This is a genomic window from Streptomyces sp. NBRC 110035 (genome assembly GCF_000829695.1).
Lineage (GTDB): Bacteria > Actinomycetota > Actinomycetes > Streptomycetales > Streptomycetaceae > Streptomyces.
The window spans coordinates 469,203-486,737 of sequence record NZ_BBNN01000015.1; the positions used below are offsets into that span (position 1 = coordinate 469,203).

Below are 17,535 nucleotides of genomic sequence, written 5' to 3' on the forward strand. Positions count from 1 at the left end.
GAGCGGTGGGGCGAGGACGGCAGAGGTGGCGATGACGCGGGTGACCGATCCCCGGCGCGGCCGGGTGACGCTCAGTACGGAGGGTCTGCCCTCCTGGCTGGACCCCGTGGTCCGGGTCGCGGAGACGGTCGCACCGAACGAGTTGAGCCGCTTCCTGCCACCGGCGGACGGCGCGGGCCGCCAGGCCGCCGTCCTCGTCCTGTTCGGCGACGGTGACGGCGAGCGCGGCCCGGAGCTGCTGCTCATGGAGCGGTCGGCCGCGCTGCGCTCGCACGCCGGACAGCCTGCCTTCCCCGGCGGCACGCTCGACCCCGAGGACGGCGACCCGCTGGCCGACGGGCCGCTGTCGGCCGCGCTGCGCGAGGCCGAGGAGGAGACGGGGCTCGATCCCGACGGCGTCCAGCTCTTCGGAGTGCTGCCGAAGCTCTACATCCCCGTCAGCAGCTTCGTCGTCACGCCGGTCCTGGGCTGGTGGCGGACCCCCAGCCCGGTCGGTGTCGTCGACCCGAGCGAGACCGCGCGCGTCTTCACCGTTCCCGTGGCGGATCTCACCGATCCGGACAACCGGACGACCACCGTCCACCCCAGCGGCCACCGGGGTCCGGCATTCCTGGTCGAATCGGCCGTCGTGTGGGGTTTCACGGCCGGGATCATCGACCGGCTGCTCCATTACACGGGGTGGGAGCGCCCCTGGGACCGGGAGAAGCAGGTCCCGCTGGACTGGCGGTCATGACAGGGTGGGCGCGGTGCCGTGCGGTACGGGGGCTCGTGACGACGGCGGTTCATGCCGTGTGCCCCCGGACTCCGGCCCGGTAAGGACGACCGGAACGACGAGGCGAGGCAAAACGCGGTGAACGTGCTGGACATCCTGTTGCTGGTCGCCGCCGTGTGGTTCGCGGTCGTCGGCTACCGCCAGGGGTTCGTCGTCGGCATTCTGTCGGTGATCGGGTTCCTGGGCGGCGGTCTCGTCGCCGTCTACATCCTCCCCGTCATCTGGGACCTCATGACGGACAACGCGGAGGTCGGCACGGCCGCCGCTGTGGTCGCGGTCGTCGTCGTCATCGTCTGCGCCTCCGTCGGCCAGGCCCTGACCACGCACCTCGGCAACAAGCTGCGCCGTTACATCACATGGTCCCCGGCCCGCGCGCTCGACGCCACCGGAGGCGCCCTGGTCAACGTCGTCGCGATGCTCCTGGTCGCCTGGCTGATCGGTTCCGCCCTCGCGGGCACGACCCTGCCGACCCTCGGCAAGGAGGTCCGCCAGTCCAAGGTGCTGACCGGCGTCTCCCGGGCGCTGCCCGACCGGGCCGACACCTGGTTCGCCGACTTCTCCTCCGTCCTCGCGCAGAACGGTTTCCCCCAGGTCTTCAGCCCGTTCGCGAACGAGCCGATCACCAACGTCCAGCCCCCCGACCCCGCTCTGGCCGGCAGCCCCGTGGCCGGGCGGGCACAGCGGTCCATCGTCAAGGTCACGGGCACCGCCCCGCAGTGCGGCAAGGTCCTCGAAGGCACCGGCTTCGTGTTCTCCGAGCGCCGCGTCATGACCAACGCGCATGTCGTGGGCGGCGTCGACGAGCCGACCGTGCAGATAGGCGGCGAGGGCAGGAAGTACGACGCGACGGTCGTCCTCTACGACTGGAAACGCGACATCGCGGTCCTCGACGTCCCGGACCTGGAGGCGCCCGCGCTGCGGTTCACCACCGAGGACGCGAGCAGCGGCGACAGCGCGATCGTCGCCGGCTTCCCGGAGAACGGCGCGTACGACGTCCGGTCCGCGCGGCTGCGCGGGCGCATCACGGCCAACGGCCCGGACATCTACCACCGGGGCACCGTCCGCCGTGACGTCTACTCCCTGTACGCGACGGTCCGGCAGGGCAACTCCGGCGGCCCGCTGCTGACCCCCGAGGGCCAGGTCTACGGCGTGGTGTTCGCCAAGTCCCTCGACGACGCCGAGACGGGGTACGCGCTCACCGTGGACGAGATCCAGGAGGACATCGTCAAGGGCCGTTCCGCGACCCAGCAGGTGGACAGCGACAGCTGCGCACTCTGAGCCGCGGGAGAGCTGCCGGGGGAGAGCTGCCGCGGACGGGCGTACGGCCGGGAAAACGGCCCGCGTCACGTGCGGCCGTACGCCTCTCGTCAGCCGCGAGGGTGATGGTGACGGAGCCGTACCGAGACCCAGCGGGCCCGGCGGCGGAGGATATGCGGAATCCCGACCCGGAGATCCGTACCTGCCATCTGCGGTGCACCGCCTTGCTGGTGGGATCCCCTGCCGGCCGCCGAGCGGCGGGCGCGGCCTGCGTCACTGTGGTCGTGCGTCCAGCCCATACTCCGACCCCTGCCCCCACCACATGGCCTATAACCGCCTGGAGGGGGGCCAATTGGCCTATGCGCCAGGCAAGTGGCCGTTCGTAGGACAGGTGTTCAGTTCCGGTGGTCGGATCTGCGTACCGGAAGGGGGCGGAAGCGCGCGGAGTAGTGCTGAGAGGTGCCGAGAAGGGCGGAGCGGAAGGGCGGGAGAGGTACCGGAAGCCGCCGCTCGGCCGGTTGTCAGCGGTCGGGTTCCGGGTCCTTCAGCCAGTTGATCAGCTCGGAGGAGAACGCGGCCGGGTCCTCCTCGTGCGGGAAGTGCCCGAGCCCGTCGAACAGCCGCCAGCGGTAGGGCGCTTCGACGTACTCCCCGGACCCGGCGGCGTTGCGGACGCCCACCACGGGGTCGAGCGAGCCGTGCAGATGCAGCGTCGGCACCCGCACCGGCCGCTTCATCCGGCGGTTGAACTGAATGCCGTCCGGCCGGGCCAGGGACCGCACCATCCAGCGGTACGGCTCGATCGAGCAGTGCGCCGTGGAGGGGATGCACATGGCCCGCCGGTAGTGCTCCAGCGCCTTCTCCTCGGGCGGGCAGGGACCGGACCAGTCCCGGATCAGCCTGGCCACCAGCGCCCCCCCGTCGGCGGTGAGCTGCCGCTCCGGGATCCAGGGCCGCTGGAACCCCCAGATGTGCGACATGGCGGACGACTGCCGCACGTCGGCGACCATGGCCGCCCGCCAGCGCCGCGGATGCGGCATGGACGACACCGCGAGCCGCCGTACGAGCTTGGGGCGCATCGCCGCCGCCGTCCAGGCCAGGTATCCGCCCAGGTCGTGCCCGACCAGCGCGGCGTCCGGCTCGCCGAGCGAACGGATCACACCGGTGACGTCCAGCGCGAGGTTGGCCGGGTCGTAACCGCGCGGTGTGCGGTCGCTGCCGCCGACGCCCCGCAGGTCCATGGCGACCGCGCGGAACCCGGCGTCGGCGAGCGCCGTCAGCTGGTGCCGCCAGGTCCACCAGAACTGCGGGAAGCCGTGCAGCAGCAGCACCAGCGGCCCGTCGCCGAGTTCGACGATGTGGAAGCGCGCGCCGTTGGCGGCGACGTCCCGGTGGGTCACCTCGGCACCGCCCGGGATGCCGAGGCGCACGGCCGAGAGGGGGTGCGCCGAAGGAGGGGCGGGGTCCGTCATGAGGATGAGCGTGCCACAGCTTCGACCGCCTCGGGGACCCGGTCCTTGGGGAGTTCGGGACGCGGGTGCGGCTTGGCCTTCTGCAGCACGACCGCCGTCTCCTTCATCGAGGCGGCGACCTTCTGCGGACCGCGGCCCTTCTTCGCCTTCTTCGCGAAGACCACCCCGATCAGGGCCAGGAGGAGCGCGAGCAGCACGTTCGCCGCGAAGGACAGCAGGAAGCAGACGGCGAGGTTCCAGTCGCTCCAGGTGTGGATGCCGTAGGCCAGGGCGAAGCTCAGCATCGGCAGGGAGAAGAGCAGCACGAGGCCGGCCAGGGTGAACAGCCCGCCGCTCGTCGCACCCCGCTGCACATCCCGCTTGAGCTGTGCTTTCGCCAGCGCGATCTCGTCGTGCACCAGCGCGGACATGTTCTCCGTCGCCGAGGCGAACAACTGGCCGATGCTGCGTTCGGCGCCGACCGGGCTGCCGTCGGGTGCGCTCATCGCGGTCTCCCTCTTCTTCTTTCGTCCTGCGTGCCTCTGCGTACCTCTGGGTAAGGCTCAGTCTGCCGCCCGACGGCCCTCGTCCGCCCATCACCTGCGCCCGACCGCGTGCGTCCCGTTGTGGTGGCGGCCGTGATGAGGGCTGCGGGTGCGGCGGGGGGCGGGTGCTGGTGCGGGCGTCCGACGGGGGCGTTCGACCGTCCTGACTTCGTACTGTCCCGTCAGATCATGCCGGACCGTCGTGGTCCTCGCCTGCCCCGCCCGCTACGTCGGCAAGCCCGTTCTGTTCCTCGGCCTTCTCCCGCGCGATCCGCCGGTGCTCGGCGGCCTTCTTCTCGCATATCTCGGCCATGCGCAGGTGGTACGCCGGGTCGTCCTCCTCGTAGATGTCCGGGACGCCGCTGAGGTCGTCGTCGCGTTCCTCGTCCTCGGTCAGCTTGCGGTACTTGGCGTTCTGGATCTTCAGCAGCACGGTCGCGAGGACGGTCGCGACCAGCGAACCGACCAGCACGGAGGCCTTGACGCTGTCCGACATCAGGGCGTCGCCCTCGAAGGCGAGCTCCCCGATGAGCAGGGAGACGGTGAACCCGATCCCGGCGAGGGCCGACACCGCCAGGATGTCCGCCCAGGCGAGGTCGTCGCTGAGCGAGGCCCTGGTGAAGCGGGTGGTCAGCCACGTGCCGCCGAAGATGCCGACCGTCTTGCCGACGACGAGGCCGAGGACCACACCGAGCGTCTCGGGCGTGGTGAACACCTCCCCGAGCGCGCCGCCGGAGACCGCGACCCCCGCGCTGAACAGGGCGAACAGCGGAACCGCGAGACCCGAGGAGATGGGCCGGACCAGGTGTTCTATGTGCTCGCCGGGGGACTGCTTCTCGTCCTCGTGGCGGTGGCAGCGCAGCATCAGGCCCATCGCGACACCGGCGATGGTGGCGTGGATCCCGCTGTTGTACATCAGGCCCCAGATGGCCAGGGCGAGCGGCACGTACACGTACCAGCCGCGTACGCCCTTGCGCAGCAACAGCCAGAAGGCGGCCAGGCCCACCACGGCGCCGCCGAGTGCGAGGAAATCGAGGTCGCTGGTGAAGAAGACCGCGATGATCAGGATCGCGAAGAGGTCGTCGACGACCGCGAGGGTCAGCAGGAAGGCGCGCAGCGCGCTCGGCAGCGACGTGCCGATGACGGCGAGCACGGCGAGCGCGAAGGCGATGTCGGTGGCGGTGGGAACGGCCCAGCCGGCCAGCGAACCGCCGCCGATGCCGTTGGTGACCGTGTAGACGAGGGCCGGTACGATCATGCCGCACAGAGCGGCGACGACAGGGAGCGCGGCGGCCCGGGGATCGCGCAGATCACCGGCGACGAGTTCGCGTTTGAGCTCGATTCCGGCCACGAAGAAGAAGATCGCGAGCAGTCCGTCGGCGGCCCAGTGCGCGACGGACAGGTCCAGACCGAGGGCCGCGGGCCCGAAGTGGAAGTCGCTGACGCTCTCGTAGCTGTCCTGCAGGGCGGGTACGTTCGCCCATATCAGCGCGGTGACCGCGGCGATGAGCAGCAGCACGCCACCGACGGTCTCGGTGCGCAGCGCGTCCGCGACGTAGTTCCGCTCAGGCAGGGAGAGGCGACCGAAAGCCTTGGGCGGGGTGGGGGTGGGGGTGCGGGGTGCGGGCACAGGGTGATCCTCTGGTAGGCGGGCAGCACGAATCGCGTGCCGACCAGACTTCCCGGCGCTCCATGAGACGACGTTTGCTCGGGTGGCCTGTTGTGGCCACCTTTCCTGGTCACTGTAACCAACGTGCCTGGCTGCTGCACCGACAGCTTTTGGTGACGGATGTCACGGAGTAACCCGGCGTGCATGCGGCACCGGGTTGCTCCGTGGCCCGCGGGCGGGCGGGCCGTGACCGACGGTTCCGAGAGGGAACCCGTCCTGGTGTCAGTCCTCGCTGGACGACTGGGGCAGCTTCGCCTGGATCAGGTTCATGACCGTGGCGTCGGTCAGCGTCGTCATGTCCCCGAGCTCACGGTTCTCGGCGACGTCCCGCAGCAGGCGGCGCATGATCTTGCCGGAACGGGTCTTCGGCAGCTCGTTCACCGGCAGGATCCGCTGGGGCTTGGCGATCGGTCCCAGCGCGGAACCCACGTGCGCGCGCAGCTCGGCGACCAGGGCCTCGGTCTCGGAGGCCGTGCCGCGCAGGATGACGAAGGCGACGATGGCCTGCCCGGTCGTCTCGTCGGTCGCGCCGACCACGGCCGCCTCGGCGACCGACGGGTGGGAGACGAGCGCCGACTCCACCTCGGTGGTGGAGATGTTGTGCCCGGAGACCAGCATCACGTCGTCGACCCGGCCGAGCAGCCAGATGTCGCCGTCGTCGTCCTTCTTGGCGCCGTCACCGGCGAAGTACTTGCCCTCGAAGCGGGACCAGTACGTGTCGAGGAAGCGCTGGTCGTCGCCCCAGATGGTGCGCAGCATCGACGGCCACGGCTCGGTGAGGACCAGGTAGCCACCGCCGCCGTTCGGTACCTCGTTCGCCTCGTCGTCGACGACGGTCGCGGCGATGCCGGGCAGCGGGGTCTGGGCGGAGCCCGGCTTGGCGGCGGTCACGCCCGGCAGCGGCGAGATCATGATTCCGCCGGTCTCGGTCTGCCACCAGGTGTCCACCACGGGGGTGCGGTCCGCGCCGATGTTCTTCCGGTACCAGATCCAGGCCTCGGGGTTGATCGGCTCGCCGACGGAGCCGAGGACCCGCAGCGAGGACAGGTCGAACTTCGCGGGGATGTCGTCGCCCCACTTCATGAACGTCCGGATCGCGGTCGGCGCCGTGTAGAGGATCGTCACGCCGTACTTCTGCACGATCTCCCAGAAGCGGCCCTGGTGGGGGGTGTCGGGCGTGCCCTCGTACATGACCTGGGTCGCGCCGTTGGCGAGCGGCCCGTAGACGATGTACGAGTGCCCGGTGACCCAGCCGACGTCGGCCGTGCACCAGAACACGTCCGTCTCCGGCTTGAGGTCGAAGACCGACCAGTGGGTGTAAGCCGTCTGGGTGAGGTAGCCGCCGGAGGTGTGCAGGATGCCCTTCGGCTTACCCGTGGTGCCGGAGGTGTAAAGGATGAACAGCGGGTGCTCGGCCTCGAACGCCTCGGGGGTGTGCTCGGCGGACTGGCGCCCCACCAGGTCGTGCCACCACACGTCGCGGCCCTCGGTGAAGGCGACGTCCTGGCCGGTGCGGCGGACGACGAGGACGTGCTCGACGGTGCCGGCCTTGCCGATCGCCTCGTCCACGGCCGGCTTGAGCGCGGACGGCTTGCCGCGCCGGTAGCCGCCGTCGGCCGTGATGACGACCTTGGCGTCGGCGTCCTGGATACGGGTCGCGAGCGCGTCGGCCGAGAAGCCGCCGAAGACGACGGAGTGCGCGGCGCCGATACGGGCGCAGGCCAGCATCGCGATCGCGGCCTCGGGAATCATCGGCAGGTAGACGGCGACCCGGTCGCCCTTACGTACGCCCAGCTCCAGCAGGGCGTTGGCGGCCTGGGAGACCTCGTCCTTGAGCTGGGCGTAGGTGATCGCGCGGCCGTCGCCGGGCTCGCCCTCGAAGTGGATGGCGACGCGGTCGCCGTTCCCGGCCTCGACATGGCGGTCCACGCAGTTGTAGGCGACGTTGAGCTCGCCGTCCTTGAACCACTTGGCGAACGGCGGGTTCGACCAGTCGAGGGTCTCGGTGGGCTCCTTGGCCCAGGTCAGCCGGCGGGCCTGCTCGGCCCAGAAGCCGAGCCTGTCAGCCTTGGCCTGTTCGTACGCCTCCGCGGTGACGTTGGCGTGTGCGGCCAGGTCGGCGGGGGGTGCGAACCTGCGTTCTTCCTTGAGCAGGTTGGCCAGGCTTTCGTTGCTCACGGCATCTGCCTTTCCCGGAGTGTCCGTTGTGTCCCAGGCCACAGCTCATCAGAACCAGGGGTGCGCTGACAAGGGTCGACGGCAAAGTGGTTTAGACCTTTCGAGGTCGACCGGCTGCGTCCGTGGCCAGGGGTCACCCCTACCCACGGATGCCGGTGATGTGCGGTTCAGCCTCGGCGCTGCCTCGTATGCCTGCGGGGTCCGGTCGCCGTCCCTCACAGCGCCAGGTCCTCGGCCCGTACCCGGTCGAACACCCGCTCCCCGTCCGCCTCGGTGAGGAGATACGCCTGTGCCTCACCGACGTGGAAATAAAGGCCATGGAGCGTCAGGAGCCCGTCCTTCAGGGCGCGGGCCACCGATTCGTGGGCGCGCAGATGCTCCAGTTGCTGGACGACGTTGGCCAGACAGAGCTGCTCGGCCGTGTCCGCCGGTGCCCGCCCGGCCAGCCGCACCCGGGGCCCGCTCCTGTCCCGCATGCGCTCCAGGCTCGGCAGCCCGTGCCGCAGCCATCGTCTCAGCGGGGTGCGGGCGCCGTCCGGCTGGGGATCGAGCAGTGCCTGCATCGCACCGCAGCCCGAATGCCCGCACACCGTGATGGACCGCACCGCCAGCACCTCCACGGCGTACTCGAGGGCGGCTGCCACGGAATCGTCGAGGCTCTCCTGGCCGGGCGGTGGCACGAGGTTGCCGACATTGCGGACCACGAACAGGTCGCCCGGGCCGCTGGAGGTGATCATCGACGTGACCAGCCGGGAGTCTGCGCAGGCGAGGAACAACTGCGTCGGCTGCTGCCCCTCGCGTGCCAGCCGGGCCAGCTCACCGCGCACCAGAGGGGCGGTGCTCCGCTGGAACGTACTGAGCCCGCGCACCAGGTCGGTCCCGGTCCCGGTCCGGGACGTCTCCGGACCGCCTACCCCCGACACGCTGCCGCTGCCGGTCTCCCCTTCCGTGCCCACGCCTGAGCCCGTGCCCGACGGGTCGTTCCCCGCGCCGGGCGGGTTCGGCCGCCCGCCGGGACCGCCCTGCCCGTCACCAGCGTCTCCGGTGTCACGGCTGTCGTGGTCGCCCAGGTCGTCGTCCGGGGCGGAGAGCGGGGGCTCGCACTGGTGGTTGCGCCAGGCGGTCCAGGGCCGGCAGCGGCACCCGGCGCTGGACGGCACGCCGGTCTCGTCCGCCGCGGGAGAGGAGGCGAGCACCGCGGGCTCGGCGATCCGCACGCCCACTCCGGGCCGGCGCCCGGTGATCTCCACCACCCCGCCCCGGGCGGTGTGCGTGTTCTGCCAGTCGTGCAGAGCCTCGTACGCCGCGTGGTCCATGAACGAGCCGTCCAAGGCCACGACACCTGTGGCCCCCTGGGGCACGAGATGCAGGGCCCGGCTGAGTCTCGGCACCGCGAGGAACGTCAACTGCCCTCGGACATGGACGTGATGGACTCCTTCCTTCTTCTCATGCGTGATCCGGGTACGAGTGAGACGGTGCAGGGCCACGCCCACGGCGACGGCGATCCCCAGGGCCACGCCCTCCAGGACTCCCGCGAAGACCACGCCGACGGCGGTCACGGCGTAGACCAGGGCTTCACGGTGGCGGGTCACCGTGCGGATGTGGTGCAGGGACACCATCTGGATGCCGACGGCCATCACCAGGGCGGCGAGCGAGGCCAGCGGGATGAGCTCCAGGAGGGGAACCATCAGCAACGCGGCGACCACTACGAGAACGCCGTGCAGCATCGTGGAGTTCCGGCTCACGGCACCTGCGTGCACATTCGCGGAACTGCGCACGGCCACCCCGGCCACGGGCAGGCCGCCGAGGCAGCCGGAGGCGATGTTCGCGCTGCCCTGGCCGAGCAGTTCGCGGTCCAGGTCGGAGCGTGGGACATCGCCCGGGCCGGGGCGACGGGACACCAGTTTGTCCACGGCGACCGCGCCCAGCAGCGACTGCACGCTGCACACCAGCGTGGTGGTGAGCACGGCGGCGACGAGCCCGAGCACGGGCCCTTCGGGGAGTCCGGCCAGTGCGTGGCTGCGCCAGGACGGCAGGTCGACCTCGGCCAGGACGAGTCCGGCCGCGGCGGCCGTCGAGGTGGCCCCGGTGACGGCGATGAGAGCGGCGGGGATCCTGCGCAGAAGGCGTCCGGCCTGTCCGGGCAGTTTCGGCCACAGCAGGAGCAGGGCCAGGGTGAGCACGCTCACCGCGACGGCGGCGGGGTCCACGTTCGCCAGCTGGGCTGGCAGCGCCCGGAGGTTGTCGGGGACGGAGCTCTGTGGAGTGCCGCCGAGGACGATGTGTACCTGGGCGACGGCGATGGTGACGCCGATGCCGGCGAGCATGCCGTGCACGATCGCAGGGCTGACGGCGAGCGCGCCGCGCGCCACCCGCAGGCAGCCCAGGCCGATCTGGGCGAACCCGGCGAGGACGGTGATGGCGCAGGTCGTCCGCCATCCGTACTGCTGGATGAGGTCGGCGGTGACGACGGTGAGTCCGGCGGCCGGACCGCTGACCTGGAGGGGGGAGCCGCCGATCCGTCCGGCGACGATTCCGCCCACGGCGGCGGCGACCAGGCCGGCCTGGAGCGGCGCGCCGGTGGCGAGGGCGATGCCGAGCGACAGGGGCAGGGCGATCAGGAAGACCGCCACGGCGGCCGACAGGTCGGCGCCCGCGATGCGCGGGCGGCGGGGGCGGGGTGGCCGGGCCGGTGGCGGGCTGTGCGGTGGATGAGCGCGTTCGGGCCGGTCCGGGTCGGCGGCGTGGGTGGGAACACAGGCTGGCATGTTTCCCGTCTCCTCCGGGGCTGCGCGGTCACGGAAAGGGGTGGTGACCCGATCGACTGCGGGGAGTGGACGCGGCCTTGGGGGGCACGGCGTCGGAATGAGGGGATCCCAACCATCAGTAAACGGATCGCAATTCAGAGTAAAGGGCAGGCATAGATTTTCCCGGCAAATAGGGCAATTGATCGCTCTAACGGGTGAAGTGGGCATCCCATCGGCTTGTCGTACTAATTCTTTCTCGAGGGCGTGCGACTTTGGCGGCGCTGTCGGCCTGGGCCGGCACGGCACCAGACATCGCCCCCGCCAGGGTTGGCCCGAGAGAAGGAAGAAGGTGGGCGGGCATGGCCGCCACCCGAAGGATCGCCGTGGGCACCGTGATCACCGCGGTCTGCGCCGCCTCGCTCGCCGGCTGCGGAACCGGCGCCGAGGGCTCCGGAAAGGAATCGCACGGCCCCGAGAGGGCGAAGCCGGCGCCCGCACCGGAGAAGGTGGTCCGTCTGATCGGCGACGGCTCCACCGCGTACACCGGGGAGCAGCCGCACCTGACCCGGCCCGAGCGGCTGAAGCCCGGTGAGAAGCCCCCGCAGTTCGTCGTCTTCTCGTGGGACGGCGCGGGTGAGGACAGCCAGAAGCTCTTCTCGCACTTCCGCAAGGTCGCCAGGGAGAACGACGCGAGCATGACGTACTTCCTGAGCGGCGTGTACATGCTTCCGGAGGAGAAGCGGGACCTGTACCGCCCGCCACAGCACTCGCCGGGCCGTTCGGACATCGGCTTCAACGATGCGGAGGGCATCGCGGCCACCGTGGAGCAGCTGCGCCTCGCGTGGCTGGAGGGCGACGAGATCGGCACCCACTTCAACGGTCACTTCTGCGGTGCCGACGGCGGGGTCGGCGAATGGTCGGTGGAGGAGTGGAAGGACGAGATCGCCCAGGCCAAGGAGTTCGTGAAGTCCTGGAAGACGCACACCGGCATGAAGGACGCGGCCCCCCTGCCCTTCGACTACGACAAGGAGCTCATCGGCGCCCGCACCCCCTGCCTGGAGGGCCGGGAGAACTTCACGAGGGCCGCGGGCGAACTGGGCTTCCGTTACGACACCAGTGGCGTCAACAACCAGGTGTGGCCGAAGAAGAAGCGGGGCCTGTGGGACCTGTCGCTGCAGCTCGTCCCGTTCCCCGGGCACTCCTTCGAGCAGCTCACCATGGACTACAACTTCATGGTCAACCAGTCCGGCACCACCACCCAGGGCGACCCCGCGAAGCACGAACTGTGGGGCGACCAGATGCGGGACGGCCTCGTCGCGGGCTTCCAGCGGGCCTACGACGGCAACCGGGCACCTCTGATCATCGGCAACCACTTCGAGTCCTGGAACGGCGGCACCTACATGCGCGCCGTCGAGGAGACCGTCGAGGCGGTGTGCACCAAGCCGGAGGTGCGCTGCGTCTCCTTCCGGCAGCTCGCGGACTGGCTGGACGCCCAGGACCCGCAGACCCTGGAGAAGCTGCGCACCCTGAATGTGGGAGAGGCCCCGAAGCAGGGCTGGAAGTCCTTCCTGTCCGCCAGCCCCGCCCCGGCTCCCAAGGGTGTACCCGGGGCACCCGCCGCGGAGGGGTGAGCGGCGGCCTCCGCCGTGGCCGCGGGCGGCGATCCGGCGTGAAGAAGGCCACTCCTTCGAGGGGCGGGCGCCGGAGGTGCGTAATGTCGTACTCATGAGTACGACAGGGGCGACCGCCGATCCGCTCGCGGCCCTGGGCTCGCTGCCCGGTGTGGCCGAATCCGTGGAATCCGTGCGCAAGGCCGTGGACCGCGTCTACGGACACCGGGTCATGCGGCGGCGCAGCAACGAGATCACTTCCGAGGCGGCGCTGCGCGGTGCCCGCGGCTCGGCCGCGCTGTCCGGCGCGGACTGGGCGCTGGAGGAGGTACGCAGGCGCAGCGACTTCGGCACCGACGACGAGGCACGCACGGTGGGCGCCGCGCTGCGGCTGTCCGCCGAGGCGGGCCAGTTGCTGACCATCTGGCGGCAGTCCCCGCTGAGGGTGCTCGCCCGACTGCACCTGGTGGCGGCAGCCGACCGGGCCGACCGGGTCGGACGGCCCCGGAAGGACGGTGAGCGGGTCGACGAGCCCTTGATCGGCCTTCCGCTGCCCGGCTCGGCGGAGGCGCACGGCCGGCTGGAGGGCCTGGCCGAGCTGATCATCGCGGGCGGTCCCGCCCCGGCGCTGGTCACGGCCGCCGTCGTGCATGGCGAACTGCTCGCGCTGCGCCCCTTCACCTCCCACAACGGCCTTCTCGCACGTACGGCCGAGCGCATCGTGCTGGTCGGCAGCGGACTGGACCCGAAGTCGGTCTGCCCTGCCGAGGTCGGTCACGCCGAACTGGGCCGCGAGGCCTGTCTGACGGCGCTGGAGGGCTACGCCTCCGGCACCCCCGAGGGTGTGGCCGCCTGGATCGCCCACTGCGGACGGGCGGTCGAGCTGGGGGCACGCGAGTCCATGGCGGTGTGCGAGGCACTGCAGCGCGGGGCGGCGTAACGCGCGCTCGGGGCCCGAGTGCGGGGGCCTGCGCAGAAATGCGGCGGTACGAGTTCTCGTACCGCCGCTGGCATGTCCACCTGGTTACCAGGCGTCCTCGATATGTGCCCATCAGGTCGGGAACTCTGCCCGTCCCTGGTGCGGCTGGCCCGTAATCGACGGGTCGACGTCGCGTGGGTGCCCTGTGGCCATGCTCGGTCCGTGGGGCCAGATGCGTTGTGAAGGTGATCCTCTCGGATGTCCTTGGTCTCGCGGGCCGTTGAGTCCTTTGTACTCCAGGTTCCAAGCAAGCGGAAGTGGAGGTCCCGCTTCTTTACTTTTGGGTTCGAGGGCGCGCCGATCGGGCGTCCGGGTGCCGGACGGAAACCCGGCCCCGCGGACGGCCCAGCGGGTGCGCCTTCGCTGTGCCCGGTCAGGCCACCGGCGCGCGGCGCCGGCTGGTGTACCAGACCAGGCCCGCGGTGGCCGCGGCGGCTCCTATCGCGGCCGCCGCCACGAGGGCCGGGCGGTGCGGGACGGAGAGCGCGGGGATGCGCTGCTTGAGCCGGACGGGCCGGTGGAAGTCCAGGATCGGCCACGCGCGCGCGACGGCTTCGCGGCGCAGCGTCCGGTCCGGGTTCACGGCGTGCGGGTGGCCCACGGACTCCAGCATCGGCACATCGGTCGCCGAGTCGCTGTAGGCGTAGCAGCGGGTGAGGTCGTAGCCCTCCGACTCGGCCAGCCCCCTGATCGCCTCGGCCTTCGTCGGCCCGTACGCGTAGTACTCCACCTCCCCGGTGAAGCACCCGTCGTCGCCCACGACCATGCGGGTGGCGACGACCCGGTCAGCGCCCAGCAGCTCGCCGATCGGCTCGACCACCTCGGCGCCCGAGGTGGACACGATCACCACGTCGCGGCCGGCGGCGTGGTGCTGCTCGATGAGGGTGGCGGCCTCGTCGTAGATGATCGGGTCGATCAGGTCGTGCAGGGTCTCGGCGACGATCTCCTTCACCTGCTGGACGTTCCAGCCGCGGCACAGTGCGGACAGGTACTTGCGCATCCGCTCCATCTGGTCGTGGTCGGCGCCGCCGGCCAGGAAGACGAACTGGGCATACGCGGTACGCAGGACTGCCCTGCGGTTGATCAGGCCGCCTTGGTAGAACGACTTGCTGAACGTGAGCGTGCTCGACTTCGCAATGACCGTCTTGTCCAGGTCGAAGAAGGCGGCTGTACGGGGCAGTGAGTGGTTTTCCACGTCCCTGAGCATAGGCGCAGCCCATTCGGCGTAAGGTGTGGCGCGTGGGTTTGCCTGAGAGGGCTCTCGGGTACACCATGGAAGTCACGGATCGTTCGCGACCGTGCTAACCCGGTCCGGCTCCTCCCCCCCCGAGTCGGCCGTGGGGACGACCCCCGCTCTCCCCCCCGGCGGGGGTCGTCGCATGTCCGGGTGGGTTTTTCCTCCTTCTTTTCACCGTCGAGGCGCAGCTCGACGGCCATGACCGGGGGAATTGTCATGTACATGTCTCGTTGCTCTGTGTAGTTGTTGAGGTGCTCTGCGAGATACTCCCGGGGTTGCCCAGGACTCACCTGTACGGGTGACGGCGATATTCACAGGCGGCGGACTGTCCACAGTTTTCGACCAAGATCCACACGATTTTCCGGATCGCCGCACCGTGATTCCAGCGCGTCCCGCTCGCGGCGAGTTCACCGCCCGTTCCGTTTGGCGAGTCGCGTACGGCCGGTTTCCGCCGGCCGTTCATAAGGAGACCGCTTGCCGGTTTTTCACACGTTTGGGAATCGCGGGGCCGCAGAGGCGGCGCGTGATGCAGCGAAGGGGGAAGGAAATGGCAGGAACCGTTACACACGATCCGCCGCCCGACGCCGGAGGAGGTCGGCCGGGCGGACCGCTGATCGTCACCGAGGACGCCGGGCTTCTCGACGATCTGCTGCGCCTGTGCGCGGCGGCCGGTGCCACCCCGGAGGTCCACCACGGGGTACCGGAGCAGCGGGGCAGCTGGGAGGCCGCACCGCTCGTCCTCGTCGGGGACGACGCCGCGCGGCGCGTGCGCGGTGCCGCGCGGCGGCGCGGAGTGGTGCTGGTCGGCCGCGACCAGGACGACTCCGGGGTCTGGCGCCGGGCCGTCGAGATCGGCGCCGACCATGTGCTGATGCTGCCCGATGGCGAGCAGTGGCTGGTCGACCGCATCGCCGATGTGGCCGAGGGCGTGGGCCGGCCGGCCCTGACCGTCGGCGTCCTCGGCGGCCGGGGCGGGGCCGGCGCCTCCACGCTCGCGTGCGCGCTCGCCGTCACCTCGGCGCGTGAGGGACTGCGCACCCTCCTGGTGGACGCGGATCCGCTGGGCGGCGGACTCGACGTGGTCCTCGGCGGCGAAACGGCGGAAGGGCTGCGCTGGCCCGCTTTCGCCGCCTCACGGGGGCGGGTCGGTGGCGGCGCCCTGGAGGAGTCGCTGCCCGAACTGCACTCCCTGCGGGTGCTCAGCTGGGATCGCGGCGACTGCGTCACCGTGCCGCCGCAGGCCGTACGGGCGGTGCTCGCCGCGGCCCGGCGAGGGGGCGGCACGGTCGTGGTCGACCTGCCGCGGCGCGTCGACGGCGGGGTGGCCGAGATCCTTGCGCAACTCGACCTCGGGCTCCTGGTGGTCCCCGCCGAACTGCGCGCCGTCGCGGCGGCCGGACGCGTCGTCTCCGCCGTCGGCATGGTCCTGCGGGACCTGCGGGTGGCGGTACGCGGTCCGTACGCGCCCGGCCTCGACGACCGAGAGGTGGCCCGGCTGCTCGGCCTGCCTCTCGTCGGCGACGTACCCGTCGAGCCCGGACTGCAGCGCCCGCCCGGTTCGGAACGGCCGCCCGGGGTGTCGAGCCGGAGCCCGCTGGCCCGGTTCTGCAAGGAGTTCTGGGAGCGGGCGCTGGTGGAGGCTAGGGCCGCATGAACATCGGAGTACGTCAGAGGCCGGAGGGGCCGCACGGGATGCCGGTGGGCGGCCGGGAGGGCACACTGCCCCCGGAGCCGTGGGGGACGCCGCCGACGGGGTTCGGGGGCATGGGCCCGGCCGGTGGCGGGGGCGGCGGTCTGGCTGCCGCGGGCTCCCGTAGCGGCGGGGCGGCGGGGCACGGGGCCGGGGCGCCGACGGCGGGAAGGACACCCGGTACGCCGGTGAGCGCCGCCGGGAGTGGGCCGGGAGCGCCTCCCGGACTGCTCGACGGAGTACGGCGGTGGCTCGCGGAGAGCGGGTCCGAACCGACGCCCGCGCGAGTGGCTCAGGCCCTGCGGGAGCAGGGGCGGGTGCTCGGTGCCGCCGAAGTGCTGGGCGCCGCGGAACACCTGCGGTCCGAACTGATCGGCAGCGGACCGCTGGACCCGCTCCTCGCCGACCGGTCGGTCACCGACGTGCTCGTGTCGGCGCCCGACCGGGTCTGGGTGGACCGGGGCGGCGGGCTGGAGCTGACGGGCGTCTCCTTCCCGGACGCGGTGGCCGTACGCAGACTCGCCCAGCGTCTCGCCGCCGTGGCAGGCCGCCGCCTGGACGACGCCCGGCCCTGGGTCGACGCGCGGCTGCCCGACGGGACGCGGCTCCACGCCGTGCTGCCCCCGGTGGCCGTCGGCTGCACCTGCCTGTCGCTGCGCGTCGTACGGCCCCGCGCCTTCACCCTGGACGAACTGACGGCGGCCGGAACGGTGCCGCCGGGCGGCGACCGGATTCTGCGCGCACTGCTCGACGCACGGCTGTCCTTCCTGGTCAGCGGCGGCACCGGAACCGGTAAGACGACCTTGCTCAGCGCGTTGCTGGGGCTGGTCGCTCCGGACGAGCGGATCGTCCTCGCCGAGGACTCGGCCGAACTGCGGCCCGACCACCCGCACGTCGTACGCCTGGAGACCCGGCCCGCGAACCAGGAGGGCGCCGGGCTCGTCACGCTCGAGGACCTGGTGCGCCAGGCGCTGCGGATGCGGCCGGACCTGCTGGTCGTGGGCGAGGTGCGCGGCCCCGAGGTGGTCCATCTGCTCGCGGCCCTCAACACCGGACACGAGGGCGCCGGAACCGTCCATGCCAATGCCGCCGCGGACGTACCCGCCCGGCTGGAGGCGCTCGGCACGGCGGCCGGGCTCGACCGTTTCGGACTGCACAGCCAACTGGCGGCCGCCCTGTCCGTGGTGCTGCACCTCGTCCGCGACCGGACCGGCCGGCGGCGGATCGCTGAGCTGCACGTGCTGGAACGGGACTCGTCGGGGCTGGTGCGGACCGTGCCCGCCCTGCGCTGGGGTTCCGGCGCGTTCGTCCCCGAGCGGGGATGGGAGCGGCTGCGGGGCCTGCTCCGGAGCGGCGGCGCCGACGGGGGCGGACTGTGAGCGGGCGGCTCGCGGGAGGCC

Annotated in this window: 13 protein-coding genes; 6 read left to right on the forward strand and 7 right to left on the reverse strand. The window is 71.5% G+C overall.

Translation table 11 applies throughout. The annotated features are described in order from the left end of the window. The first annotated feature begins 31 nt into the window (after positions 1-31). Positions 32-733 (forward strand): CoA pyrophosphatase, encoded by a 702-nt coding sequence (locus TU30_RS02245; protein ID WP_042163951.1) that lies wholly within the window; start codon positions 32-34, stop codon positions 731-733. Between the two features lie 117 nt (positions 734-850). Next, entirely contained in the window at positions 851-2,050 is a 1,200-nt protein-coding gene (locus TU30_RS02250) for a MarP family serine protease (protein ID WP_042163716.1), read from the forward strand. Positions 2,051-2,139: 89 nt separating this feature from the next. Here TU30_RS02250 and TU30_RS36775 read toward each other — a convergent pair whose 3' ends face one another. The 6 genes from TU30_RS36775 to TU30_RS02275 form a co-directional block, all read right to left on the reverse strand. Next, positions 2,140-2,328: a hypothetical protein gene (locus tag TU30_RS36775; RefSeq protein WP_078878053.1), complete on the reverse strand. Its 189-nt coding sequence runs from the start codon at positions 2,326-2,328 to the stop codon at positions 2,140-2,142. 222 nt (positions 2,329-2,550) lie between these two features. Continuing rightward, positions 2,551-3,501 (reverse strand): alpha/beta fold hydrolase, encoded by a 951-nt coding sequence (locus TU30_RS02255; protein ID WP_042163718.1) that lies wholly within the window; start codon positions 3,499-3,501, stop codon positions 2,551-2,553. After that, a complete protein-coding gene (locus TU30_RS02260) occupies positions 3,498-3,986 on the reverse strand; it encodes a phage holin family protein (protein WP_042163720.1) in 489 nt (162 codons plus the stop codon). The genes TU30_RS02255 and TU30_RS02260 overlap by 4 nt, the downstream gene beginning before the upstream one ends. 226 nt (positions 3,987-4,212) lie before the next feature. After that, complete coding sequence (nhaA, locus tag TU30_RS02265) at positions 4,213-5,655, reverse strand: Na+/H+ antiporter NhaA (RefSeq protein ID WP_042163721.1); 1,443 nt, start codon at positions 5,653-5,655, stop codon at positions 4,213-4,215. Between the two features lie 261 nt (positions 5,656-5,916). Continuing rightward, complete coding sequence (gene acs / locus TU30_RS02270) at positions 5,917-7,872, reverse strand: acetate--CoA ligase (protein ID WP_042163723.1); 1,956 nt, start codon at positions 7,870-7,872, stop codon at positions 5,917-5,919. Between the two features lie 215 nt (positions 7,873-8,087). Further along, positions 8,088-10,640 (reverse strand): bifunctional SulP family inorganic anion transporter/carbonic anhydrase, encoded by a 2,553-nt coding sequence (locus TU30_RS02275; protein WP_042163725.1) that lies wholly within the window; start codon positions 10,638-10,640, stop codon positions 8,088-8,090. 338 nt (positions 10,641-10,978) lie between these two features. Between TU30_RS02275 and TU30_RS02280 the strand changes: the two genes are divergently transcribed. Together TU30_RS02280 and TU30_RS02285 are read left to right on the forward strand one after the other, a co-directional pair. Continuing rightward, complete coding sequence (locus TU30_RS02280; RefSeq protein WP_042163726.1) at positions 10,979-12,250, forward strand: lipoprotein; 1,272 nt, start codon at positions 10,979-10,981, stop codon at positions 12,248-12,250. A gap of 94 nt (positions 12,251-12,344) precedes the next feature. Continuing rightward, positions 12,345-13,169: a hypothetical protein gene (locus TU30_RS02285; RefSeq protein WP_042163728.1), complete on the forward strand. Its 825-nt coding sequence runs from the start codon at positions 12,345-12,347 to the stop codon at positions 13,167-13,169. Positions 13,170-13,581: 412 nt separating this feature from the next. On the opposite strand, the gene TU30_RS02290 is transcribed toward TU30_RS02285, so the two are convergent. Beyond that, positions 13,582-14,415, reverse strand: coding sequence for an HAD family phosphatase (locus TU30_RS02290; protein WP_042163730.1), 834 nt, complete (start codon positions 14,413-14,415; stop codon positions 13,582-13,584). A gap of 577 nt (positions 14,416-14,992) precedes the next feature. Here TU30_RS02290 and ssd point away from each other — a divergent pair. Together ssd and TU30_RS02300 are read left to right on the forward strand one after the other, a co-directional pair. Continuing rightward, complete coding sequence (ssd, locus tag TU30_RS02295; protein WP_042163732.1) at positions 14,993-16,099, forward strand: septum site-determining protein Ssd; 1,107 nt, start codon at positions 14,993-14,995, stop codon at positions 16,097-16,099. A 110-nt stretch (positions 16,100-16,209) separates the two neighbouring features. Then, positions 16,210-17,514: a TadA family conjugal transfer-associated ATPase gene (locus tag TU30_RS02300; protein WP_370626544.1), complete on the forward strand. Its 1,305-nt coding sequence runs from the start codon at positions 16,210-16,212 to the stop codon at positions 17,512-17,514. Positions 17,515-17,535 lie beyond the last annotated feature (21 nt).

Bases quoted from the DNA above. Each gene is read 5' to 3' on its own strand.
- ssd (WP_042163732.1), top strand. From the start codon at position 14,993: ATGGCAGGAACCGTTACACACGATCCGCCGCCCGACGCCGGAGGAGGT.
- TU30_RS02245 (WP_042163951.1), top strand. From the start codon at position 32: ATGACGCGGGTGACCGATCCCCGGCGCGGCCGGGTGACGCTCAGTACG.
- TU30_RS02280 (WP_042163726.1), top strand. From the start codon at position 10,979: ATGGCCGCCACCCGAAGGATCGCCGTGGGCACCGTGATCACCGCGGTC.
- TU30_RS02255 (WP_042163718.1), bottom strand. From the start codon at position 3,501: ATGACGGACCCCGCCCCTCCTTCGGCGCACCCCCTCTCGGCCGTGCGC.
- TU30_RS02300 (WP_370626544.1), top strand. From the start codon at position 16,210: ATGGGCCCGGCCGGTGGCGGGGGCGGCGGTCTGGCTGCCGCGGGCTCC.
- TU30_RS36775 (WP_078878053.1), bottom strand. From the start codon at position 2,328: ATGGGCTGGACGCACGACCACAGTGACGCAGGCCGCGCCCGCCGCTCG.
- TU30_RS02290 (WP_042163730.1), bottom strand. From the start codon at position 14,415: ATGCTCAGGGACGTGGAAAACCACTCACTGCCCCGTACAGCCGCCTTC.
- TU30_RS02260 (WP_042163720.1), bottom strand. From the start codon at position 3,986: ATGAGCGCACCCGACGGCAGCCCGGTCGGCGCCGAACGCAGCATCGGC.
- TU30_RS02285 (WP_042163728.1), top strand. From the start codon at position 12,345: ATGAGTACGACAGGGGCGACCGCCGATCCGCTCGCGGCCCTGGGCTCG.
- TU30_RS02275 (WP_042163725.1), bottom strand. From the start codon at position 10,640: ATGCCAGCCTGTGTTCCCACCCACGCCGCCGACCCGGACCGGCCCGAA.